The sequence below is a fragment of the Pseudomonas sp. RW10S2 genome (assembly GCF_014268985.1).
Classification (GTDB): Bacteria; Pseudomonadota; Gammaproteobacteria; order Pseudomonadales; family Pseudomonadaceae; genus Aquipseudomonas; species Aquipseudomonas wayambapalatensis.
In genome coordinates, this window is sequence record NZ_JABWRO010000059.1 from 22,527 (window position 1) to 31,810 (window position 9,284).

Sequence of the window (9,284 nt, forward strand, 5' to 3'; positions counted from 1 at the left end):
CCACTCTGATTCAGGATTGCTCCATGACCGACGACGATCGCATCAAGCTCGAACCCAGCTGGAAGGCCGCGCTGCGCGCCGAGTTCGACCAGCCCTACATGCACCAGCTGCGCGAGTTCCTGCGCCAGGAGCATGCCGCCGGCAAGGAGATCTATCCACCTGGGCCGCTGATCTTCAATGCCCTCAACACCACGCCGCTGGACAAGGTGAAGGTGGTGATCCTCGGCCAGGACCCTTACCACGGCCCGGGCCAGGCCCATGGCCTGTGCTTCTCGGTGCAGCCGGGGGTGCCGACGCCGCCTTCGCTGGTGAATATCTACAAGGAGCTGCAGCGCGACCTGAACCTGCCGATCCCCAATCATGGCTACCTGCAGAGCTGGGCCGAGCAGGGGGTGTTGTTGCTCAATACCACCATGACCGTCGAGCGCGCCAATGCTGCGTCGCATGCCAAGAAGGGTTGGGAGTTCTTCACCGACCGCATCATCCAGCTGGTCAGCGAGCAGTGCGAGAACGTGGTGTTCCTGCTGTGGGGATCGCATGCGCAGAGCAAGCAGAAGCTGATCGACGGGACCAAGCATCTGGTGCTCAAGTCGGTGCATCCGTCACCGTTGTCTGCGTATCGCGGGTTTTTGGGCTGCGGGCATTTCAGCCGGACCAACAGCTTCCTGCAGCAGCGCGGATTGGAGCCCATCAATTGGGCGGTGCCGCCTTTGTAAGGGCTTGCGGTCGGGTTGGCCTCTTCGCGGGCAAGCCCGCTCTCAGCCAGTGGGGGCGGCGGTTCGGCGCTCCGACTTGCCCGCGAAGAGGTCGACCGGTCAATCGTCCTGGCGTATCCAATACCTGAACATCGGTTCTGCCAAGAACAGCACGAACAGCAAGCGCATCACCTGCAGCGCCGTCACCAGCGGCACCGACAGTTGCAGGGTCTCCGCCGTCAGGCTCATCTCGGCGATCCCGCCCGGCATCATCCCCAATGTCAGCGAACGCAGGTCCAGGTGGCTGAACAGGCTCAGCCCCCAGGCCGCGCCGCCTGCGATCAGCATGCACAGGGCCGTCGCCACCAGGGTGCGCCCCAGGAAGGCCGGCGCACGGCGGAAGAACGCGCGGTTGAAGTGGCAGGCCAGGCCGCTGCCGATCAGCCACTGGCCGATCTGGCTGGCGCCGTTGGGCAGGCCGATCTGCAGGTTGTTGGCCAGGCTGATGCTGGCAGCCACCAGCAGTGGCCCGAACAACCAGGGATTGGGCTGGCGCAGGCGCTGCCAGAGCAGCGCCACGCCAATGCTCAGCGGCGCGATCAGCGCCAGCCAACCCCAACTGACGCTGCCGGCATGGTTCAGCGCCACGCCATCGCCCAGCAGCAGCTTGAACAGCGCCGGTACGCACAGCACCACCGCCAGTACGCGCAGGCTCTGCGCCGCCGCCACTTGGCTGAGCACCGCACCATTGCGCGCGCCCAGGTTGACCATCTCGCCCGAGCCGCCGGGCATGCTGGCAAAGAATGCCGTGGCACGGTCCTCACCGGACCGGCGTAGCAGCCACACGCCGACGCCGCTGGAGACCGTGGTCAGCAGCGCGCCGAAGAAGATCAAGCCGAAATGGCTGGCAACCTGTTCGATCACTTCCGGGGTGAAGTGCAGGCCGATACCGATACCGATCACCCACTGCCCGCATTTGCGGCCGTTGGGGATTTCCGACAGTTGCCAGGGGGTGAGGCAGCGCACCGCGATGATCGCCAGCAGCGAGCCGACCATCCACGGCAAAGGCCAGCCGACCTTGCTGGCGATGAAACCGCCAGCAAGTCCGACCAGCCCGGTGGCCCAGAACAGCGGCAACGACCGATCAGGCATCGGCCATGGCCCGGCGCTGCAGGCTGCGGCGGCGCCAGATGCGCAGCAGCGGCAGGGCCAGCATGCAGACCACCAGTGCCCATACGCTCATGCTGATCGGGCTCGACCAGAGGATGCCCAGCTCGCCGTTGGAGATCGACAGCGCGCGGCGCAGGTTCTGCTCCATCAGCCCGCCGAGGATGAAGCCCAGCAGGATCGGCGACAGCGGGAAGTCCAGCTTGCGCAGGATATAGCCCATGATGCCGATGCCGACCATCAGGAACAGGTCGAAGGTGGTGGCGTGCACGGCGTAGACGCCGATCGCGGTGATGATTGCGATCACCGGCACCAGCGCCCAGTTCGGTACGGCAAGGATGCGGGTGAAGATGCGGATCATCGGGATGTTCAGGATCACCAGCATGATGTTGGCGATGAACAGCGAGGCGATCAGGCCCCACACGATGTCAGGCTGCTGTTCGAACAGCAGTGGGCCGGGGGTGATGTTGTACAGGGTCAGTGCACCGATCATCACGGCGGTGGTGCCCGAACCTGGCACGCCCAGGGTCAGCATTGGCACCAGGGCGCCGCAGCAGGATGCACCGATGGCGGTTTCCGGGGCGGCGAGGCCGCGGGCGTCGCCCTTGCCGAACTTGCCGCTGGCACCGGCGATACGCTTCTCGGTCATGTACGCCACGGCGCTGGCCAGGGTGGCACCGGCACCGGGCAGCACGCCCATGAAGAAGCCGAGCAGGCCGCAGCGAATGTTGACGACGAAGACCGAGGCGGCTTCCTTGAGGTTGAACAGCATGCGCCCGGTGGCCTTGACCGCCTGGTGGCCATGGTGGGTCTTCTCCAGCAGCAGGAGAATCTCGCTGATGGAGAACAGGCCCAGTACCAGCACGACGAACTGGATACCGTCGGCCAGGTGAACGCTGTCACCGGTGAAGCGGTACACGCCGCTGTTGGCGTCGATGCCCACGGCCGACAGGAACAGGCCGATCAGTGCAGCGATGAAGGTCTTCAGTGGCTTGTCGCCGGCCATGCCGCCGAGGGCGACGATGGCGAACACCATCAACACGAAGTATTCCGCCGGTCCGAAGGCGATCGCCCATTTCGCCAGCAGCGGCGCGAACAGCACCATGCCGCAGGTGGCGATGAGGGCGCCGATGAACGAGCTCCAGGCCGACAGCGACAGGGCGACACCGGCCAGGCCCTGGCGGGCCATGGGGTAGCCATCGAGGGTGGTCATCACGGTCGAGGCTTCGCCCGGGATGTTCAGCAGGATCGAACTGATCCGGCCGCCGTATTCGCAGCCCAGATACACCGCGGCCAGCAGGATCAGCGCCGACTCCGGCGGCAGACCGAGGGCAAAGGCGATGGGGATCAGCAGCGCCACGCCGTTGATCGGGCCCAGACCTGGCAACAGGCCGACCACGGTGCCGATCAGGGTGCCGCTCAGGGCGGTGACCAGGTTGTAGGGGCTCAGGGCGACGCCGAAGCCCTGGCCGAGGTAGCTCAAGGTATCCATGTGTCAGTTCTCCAGTACGTCGAGCAGGCCGAGGGGCAGGGGGACATCCATCACCCGGTCGAACAGCCAGTAGAGGAAGATGCTCATGCCCACCACCACGATCGCGCTGTGCAGCCAGCGGCCGCCATACAGGCGGGCCATGGGCAGGCCGGCGAGGACGGCGCTGAGGATGAAGCCCAGCGGCTCGAAGGTGGCGGCGAAGACGATCAGCAGGCCGACGCAGGCGGCGATCTTGGTGAGGGTCTCGCGGTCCAGGGGGACTTCGTCGTCCTTGTGCACGATGGGCGTCGGACGAATCGCCAGATACAAGAGGCCCAGGCTCATCAGGCCGAGCATCAGCAGCGGGTAGGCACGCGGGCCCACCGGCTCATAGGAAAACGCCGCCTGGTACGGCCAGGCCATAACGGCCAGGGCGGCGCAGACCGCCAGCAGCACCAGGGCGAAGATGCGTTGCAGGATCATGAAGGAATCCTCGATAGAAGCGGCTTTCATGCTTCCTTCGTGGGGGCGGGCAAGCCCGCTCCCACAAGGGCCGAGATTACTGGATCAGGCCGAATTCCTTGGCCAGGGTCTTGTAGTCGGCGACCTGCTTCTTCACATAGCCATCGAGCTCTTCACCGGTCATGGCGAACGGGAACAGCTCGCGCTGGTCACGCAGCTTGGCGAAGTCTTCCGAGGCCAGCAGCTTGTCGAACGACGCTTTCCACCAGGCGTACTCTTCGTCGCTCACCTTCGGGCCGAGGTAGAAGCCGCGCACCACCGGCCAGACGATGTCGTAGCCCTGCTCCTTGGCGGTCGGGATGTTCTTCATTTCAGGCTCGTCCAGGCGATTTTCCGAGAACACCGCGAGGATGCGCATGCTGCCGCTCTGGATGTGTGGCATGGAGTCGGAAATGTCGGTCGAACCCACCTGGATATGGCCGCCGAGCAGCGCGGTGGCGATTTCGCCGCCGCCTTCCAGGGCCACGTAGCGCAGGTCGCGCGGGTTGATGCCGGCAGCCTTGGCGATCAGCGCGGTCTGCATCCAGTCCTGGCTACCGACGGTGCCGCCGGAACCGATCACCACCTTGCTCGGGTCTTTCTTCAGTGCGGCAACCAGGTCATCGAGGGTCTTGTAGGGCGAGTCGCTTTTCACTGCGATGGCGCCATAGCTGGTGCCGACGGCGGCCAGCCATTTCACCGCGTTCTCGTCGAAGCGGCCGAACTTGCCCTGGGCCAGGTTCAGCAGCGAGCCGCTGGACCAGGCCACCAGCGTACCGCCATCGGCCGGACGCTGGGCTACCACGGCGTTGTAGGCCACCGCGCCGACACCGCCTGGCATGTAGGTGACGCGCATGGGTTTGCTGAGGATCTTCTCCTCGACCAGTGCGCTCTGCACCAGTTTGCAGGTCAGGTCAAAACCACCGCCGGGCGAGGCCGGGGCGATGCATTCGGGGCGTTTCGGTTCGGCGGCCAGGGCGTTGCCGGCCAGCAGCAGGCAGCCGGTGGCCAGGACGAGTCGGCGCAGTGAAAGGTTCATCGTCTATCTCCGTGAGCGTTGTTGTTATGGGTTACCACAGGGCCACGCTGTAGCTGACCAGCAGGCGTACTTCATCGGCATCGCGGGCGAAGTTGGAGCGGAAGGTAGCGTTGCGCAGGCGCACCGCGACGTTCTTCAGCGGACCGCTCTGCACCACATACTTGAACTCGGTGTTGCGTTCCCATTCCTTGCCCTCGCTGCCATCGGCGCGGCTGACGTTGTCGCCGTTGATGTAGCGGGTCATGAAGGTCAGGCCAGGAATGCCCAGGGAAGCGAAGTTGTAGTCGTAGCGTACTTGCCAGGAGCGTTCGTCGGCGCCGGCGAAGTCGTTGATCTGGACGAAGTTGACCAGGTACGGATCGGCGCCGTCGACATAGGGGAAGGCGCTGTCGCCGGACAGGTGCTGGTAGGCGGCGCTGAACTTGTGGCCGCTGAGCGCGTAGCTGAGCATGCCGTTGACCGTGGTGTTGTCGATCTTGCCGGCCAGGGCCTTGCCCTGTTCGTCGCTCTTCGAGAGGCGCAGGTCGGCGCCGAAGGTGCCCGGCCCCCAGGGCTGGGTGGCGACCATGCCGACGAAGTGCTGGCGGTAGATGTCGTCGAGCTGGGCGAAGTGGTAGCTGCCGGTGATGCGGTCGGTGAACTTGTAGTCCAGGCCACCCAGGTCGAAGTGGTCAGCGCGGAACGTACCACCGAAGCGGCCGTTCTTGTTGTTCAGCGCCAGGTCTTCCCAGTTGGTGTCGTCGCGGTCCTTGGCCTTTTCAAGGCGCCCGCCAGTGAAGGTCAGGTTCTTGATCTCGCGGGAGGTGAGCAGGCCGCCTTCGAAGGTCTGCGGCAGGATGCGCCCATCGTTGGGCTGCAGCGTCGGCAGTTCCGGGATCAGGGTGCCGACTTTCAACTCGGTCTGGGAGATCTTGACCTTGCCGGTCAGGCCGAGCTTGGAGTACTCGTTGGCCGCCTTGCCGTCGTCATGGGTCGGCAGCAGGCCGGTGCCTGTGCGGTCCTTGCTGGAGTCGAGCTTGATGCCGAGCATGCCCAGGGCGTCGAGGCCGAAGCCCACGGTGCCGTCGGTATAGCCGGATTCGAAATTGAGCATGAAGCCCTGGGCCCATTCGTCGCGTTTGGATTGTTGCGCGCTGGTGCCATCGCGGAAGTCGCGATTGAAGTACATGTTTCGGGTTTCGAAGGTGGCCGTACTGTCTTCGAAGAAGGCGGCCTGGCTCATCGGAGCAATGCCGGCAAGGGCAATGGCGCTGGCGAGCGTGGAAGGGCGGGCGGAAAGGGACCGGCTGGGCTGCATTGACAGCATCGTCGTCTGACTCCGTTTTATTGTTCTTATTCGTTGCACCTTGCTGGTGCTTTTTTCGGCGCGTGGAGCGACCGTGGTGCGATGCTAGGTGGCGAACCTTTCGCTAACCTTTCAGCGCGAAAGGTTTGTCACAAGGGCTTCACAGTGCCGGCGAGGGCGTTACACTCCGCGCCACCGCCCAACCCGAGCAGGGAGAATCCGATGCGTGTGTTGCTGGTCGAAGACCATCTGCCGTTGGCTGAAAGCGTGGCCCAGGCCCTCAAGAGCCAGGGCTTGACCGTGGATGTGCTGCATGACGGCGTGGCCGCCGACCTGGCCCTGGCCAGCGAGGACTATGCTGTCGCCGTGCTGGATGTCGGCCTGCCGCGCATGGACGGTTTCGAAGTGCTGGCGCGCCTGCGCTCGCGGGGCAAGACCCTGCCGGTGCTGATGCTCACCGCGCGCAGCGACGTCAAGGACCGCGTGCACGGCCTGAACCTTGGGGCCGACGACTACCTGGCCAAGCCTTTCGAGCTCACCGAGCTTGAGGCGCGGGTCAAGGCACTGCTGCGCCGTAGCGTGCTCGGTGGCGAACGTCAGCAACGTTGCGGGCCCCTGGTGTATGACCTGGACACGCGGCGCTTTGCGCTGGGTGACGAGCCGCTGACCTTGACCTCGCGCGAACAGAGCGTGCTCGAGGCGCTGATCGCCCGTCCCGGGCGGGTGATGAGCAAGGAGCAATTGGCCGCACAGGTGTTTGGCCTGGACGAAGAAGCCAGCCCCGATGCCATCGAGATCTACATCCATCGCCTGCGCAAGAAGCTCGATGGCCACCCGGTGGCGATCGTCACGTTCCGCGGCCTGGGCTACCTGCTCGAGCATCGCGATGCGTGACAACGGCAGCCTGCGCGCGCGCCTGCTCGGCAACCTGGCGCTGTTGCTCGTGGTGCTGATGCTGGCCAGCGGCCTGAGCGCTTACTGGAATGGCCGCGAGGCCGCCGACACCGCCTATGACCGCACGCTGCTGGCCTCGGCGCGGACCATTGCCGCCGGCCTTTCCCAGCGCGATGGCACGCTCAGCGCCGATGTGCCCTATGTGGCCCTGGACACCTTCGCCTACGACAGCGCCGGACGCATCTACTACCAGGTGCTGGATATCCACCAGAGGCTGATTTCCGGTTACGAGAAGCTGCCGCCGCCGCCCCCTGGCACGCCGCGCACCGACGACTATCCGGCGCTGGCGCGTTTCTACAACGCCACCTACCTGGGCCAGGATGTGCGCGTGGTGAGCCTGCTCAAGGCCGTCAGTGAACCGAACATGAACGGCATGGCCGAGATCCGCGTGGCCGAGACCGAAGAGGCGCGGGTGAGCATGGCGCGCGGATTGATGGCCGACACGTTGCTGCGCCTGGGCATGCTTGCGCTGGGCGCGCTGGTGATGGTGTGGTTCGCGGTCAGTGCTGCACTGCGTCCGCTGGAGCGTCTGCGCACGGCGGTGGAGGCCCGTCAGCCCGACGATCTACGGGCCCTGCCGGTGGTGCAGGTGCAGCATGAACTGGGGCCGCTGGTGCGGGCCTTGAACCACTTCACCGAGCGGCTGCGCGGCCAGTTCGAGCGCCAGGCGCAGTTCATCGCCGATGCTGCCCACGAGTTGCGCACACCACTGGCGGCGCTCAAGGCTCGGGTGGAGTTGGGCTTGCGCTCGCGGGAGCCCGAGGAGTGGCGCCAGACCCTGGAGTCTGCGGCCCAAGGAACTGATCGCCTTACCCACCTGGCCAACCAGTTGCTGTCGCTGGCCCGTGTGGAAAATGGCGCCCGGGCAATCGCCGAAGGCGGTGCAAAGCGCCTGGATCTCAGCCAGCTGGCCCGCGAACTGGGCATGGCCATGGCGCCGCTGGCCCATGCCCGGGGTGTTGCCCTGGCGCTGGAAGCCGAGGCGCCGGTTTGGCTGAAGGGCGAGCCGACCTTGCTCAACGAGCTGCTCAGCAACCTGGTGGACAATGCCCTGGCCCACACACCGATGGGCGGCAACGTGATCCTGCGCGTGCTGGCCCCTGCGGTGCTGGAGGTCGAGGACGATGGGCCGGGGATTCCACTGGATGATCGCGAGCGCGTGTTCGAGCGCTTCTACCGGCGCAGTGCCCAAGGCAGTGGGCTAGGGTTGGCGATCGTCGGCGAAATTTGCCGTGCGCATCTGGCGCAGATCAGCCTGCATGATGGCGACAACGGCGGTTTGAAGGTGCGGGTGAGCTTCATCGCGGATTGACCGCCGCACCCGCGGCAGTCAGCGCAACATGTCCCGTGCCTCGACCAGCTCCAGCAGATCCAGCTCTTTGCCCTCCGGCAAGCGCAGCAGCTTGTAGGCGGGCAGGCTGGTCAAGGGCTGGCCGCGCCCGCGCAGGCTGAGCGAGCGGGCGATCTGGACGATGCCGATGTAGTCGATCTTGTCGGTCTCGCGCTCCAGGTCCTGGACCTGGCTGGGCAGGTTGACCAGTTGCTCGGGAAACTCCCAGGCGCTGAGGATCTTGTCGCCCAGCACGGGATGGATCTGTTCGATCACGAAGTGCAGGCACACCGGGTCGGACAGCAGCTCGTTGTGCTCTTCGGCGTAGATCAGTACCGGCAGGGCGCCGATCTGGTGCACAAGACCACCCAGGGTGGCCTGGTCGGGTTTGAGGTGGGTGTAGCGTCTGCAGATTTCGTAACTGATGCCCGCCACTTCCAGGCTGTTTTCCCAGATATCGCGCAGCTTGTGTTCCACCGCCGGCGATCGGGCATGGAAGATCTGTTCGATCACCAGGCCGATAGCCAGGTTGCAGCTGTAGTTGACGCCCAGGCGTGTGATCGCGGTGTGCAGGTCGGTGACCTCCACCAGTGCGCGCAGCAGCGGGCTGTTGACCACCTTGATCAGGCGCGCCGACAGCGCAGCATCGCGACCGATCACGCGGCTCAAGGCGGCCACGCTGATTTCGCTGTCTTCGGCGGCTTCGCGGATGCTCAGGGCAACCTCGGGCAGCGTGGGCAGGACCAGGTCGTCGTTGTCGATGGCAGCGAGCAACTGCGCTTGAACCATCTCGGCCAGCTTGTTCATGGACTTCTCTACCGCAGTGGTGGGGCTGCCCCCCC

General features: G+C 65.3%; 9 protein-coding genes. 3 read left to right on the top strand and 6 right to left on the bottom strand.

The annotated features are described in order from the left end of the window. Positions 1 to 23: 23 nt before the first annotated feature. Positions 24 to 716 (top strand): uracil-DNA glycosylase, encoded by a 693-nt coding sequence (gene ung / locus HU729_RS14325; RefSeq protein ID WP_186668619.1) that lies wholly within the window; start codon positions 24 to 26, stop codon positions 714 to 716. A gap of 99 nt (positions 717 to 815) precedes the next feature. On the opposite strand, the gene HU729_RS14330 is transcribed toward ung, so the two are convergent. From HU729_RS14330 to HU729_RS14350, 5 genes are all read right to left on the bottom strand, one after another. Next, on the bottom strand, positions 816 to 1,847 hold the full coding sequence (locus HU729_RS14330) for an AbrB family transcriptional regulator (protein ID WP_186668617.1): 1,032 nt from the start codon (positions 1,845 to 1,847) through the stop codon (positions 816 to 818). Continuing rightward, complete coding sequence (locus HU729_RS14335; protein WP_186668616.1) at positions 1,840 to 3,354, bottom strand: tripartite tricarboxylate transporter permease; 1,515 nt, start codon at positions 3,352 to 3,354, stop codon at positions 1,840 to 1,842. The genes HU729_RS14330 and HU729_RS14335 overlap by 8 nt, the downstream gene beginning before the upstream one ends. Before the next feature lie 3 nt (positions 3,355 to 3,357). Further along, entirely contained in the window at positions 3,358 to 3,816 is a 459-nt protein-coding gene (locus HU729_RS14340) for a tripartite tricarboxylate transporter TctB family protein (RefSeq protein ID WP_186710661.1), read from the bottom strand. Between the two features lie 76 nt (positions 3,817 to 3,892). Then, the gene (locus HU729_RS14345; protein ID WP_125930594.1) at positions 3,893 to 4,873 is read right to left on the bottom strand and encodes a tripartite tricarboxylate transporter substrate binding protein; all 981 of its coding nucleotides are present in this window, start codon (positions 4,871 to 4,873) and stop codon (positions 3,893 to 3,895) included. Between the two features lie 31 nt (positions 4,874 to 4,904). Beyond that, positions 4,905 to 6,179, bottom strand: coding sequence for an OprD family porin (locus HU729_RS14350; RefSeq protein ID WP_186668615.1), 1,275 nt, complete (start codon positions 6,177 to 6,179; stop codon positions 4,905 to 4,907). A 201-nt stretch (positions 6,180 to 6,380) separates the two neighbouring features. Between HU729_RS14350 and HU729_RS14355 the strand changes: the two genes are divergently transcribed. Together HU729_RS14355 and HU729_RS14360 are read left to right on the top strand one after the other, a co-directional pair. After that, entirely contained in the window at positions 6,381 to 7,052 is a 672-nt protein-coding gene (locus HU729_RS14355) for a response regulator (RefSeq protein ID WP_054891845.1), read from the top strand. Then, the gene (locus HU729_RS14360) at positions 7,045 to 8,424 is read left to right on the top strand and encodes a sensor histidine kinase (RefSeq protein ID WP_186668614.1); all 1,380 of its coding nucleotides are present in this window, start codon (positions 7,045 to 7,047) and stop codon (positions 8,422 to 8,424) included. Before HU729_RS14355 ends, HU729_RS14360 begins: the two co-directional genes overlap by 8 nt. Before the next feature lie 18 nt (positions 8,425 to 8,442). On the opposite strand, the gene HU729_RS14365 is transcribed toward HU729_RS14360, so the two are convergent. Beyond that, entirely contained in the window at positions 8,443 to 9,249 is an 807-nt protein-coding gene (locus HU729_RS14365; RefSeq protein WP_186668613.1) for an HDOD domain-containing protein, read from the bottom strand. Between the last annotated feature and the right edge of the window lie 35 nt (positions 9,250 to 9,284).

Bases quoted from the DNA above. Each gene is read 5' to 3' on its own strand.
- ung (WP_186668619.1), top strand. From the start codon at position 24: ATGACCGACGACGATCGCATCAAGCTCGAACCCAGCTGGAAGGCCGCG.
- HU729_RS14330 (WP_186668617.1), bottom strand. From the start codon at position 1,847: ATGCCTGATCGGTCGTTGCCGCTGTTCTGGGCCACCGGGCTGGTCGGA.
- HU729_RS14335 (WP_186668616.1), bottom strand. From the start codon at position 3,354: ATGGATACCTTGAGCTACCTCGGCCAGGGCTTCGGCGTCGCCCTGAGC.
- HU729_RS14340 (WP_186710661.1), bottom strand. From the start codon at position 3,816: ATGATCCTGCAACGCATCTTCGCCCTGGTGCTGCTGGCGGTCTGCGCC.
- HU729_RS14345 (WP_125930594.1), bottom strand. From the start codon at position 4,873: ATGAACCTTTCACTGCGCCGACTCGTCCTGGCCACCGGCTGCCTGCTG.
- HU729_RS14350 (WP_186668615.1), bottom strand. From the start codon at position 6,179: ATGCTGTCAATGCAGCCCAGCCGGTCCCTTTCCGCCCGCCCTTCCACG.
- HU729_RS14355 (WP_054891845.1), top strand. From the start codon at position 6,381: ATGCGTGTGTTGCTGGTCGAAGACCATCTGCCGTTGGCTGAAAGCGTG.
- HU729_RS14360 (WP_186668614.1), top strand. From the start codon at position 7,045: ATGCGTGACAACGGCAGCCTGCGCGCGCGCCTGCTCGGCAACCTGGCG.
- HU729_RS14365 (WP_186668613.1), bottom strand. From the start codon at position 9,249: ATGAACAAGCTGGCCGAGATGGTTCAAGCGCAGTTGCTCGCTGCCATC.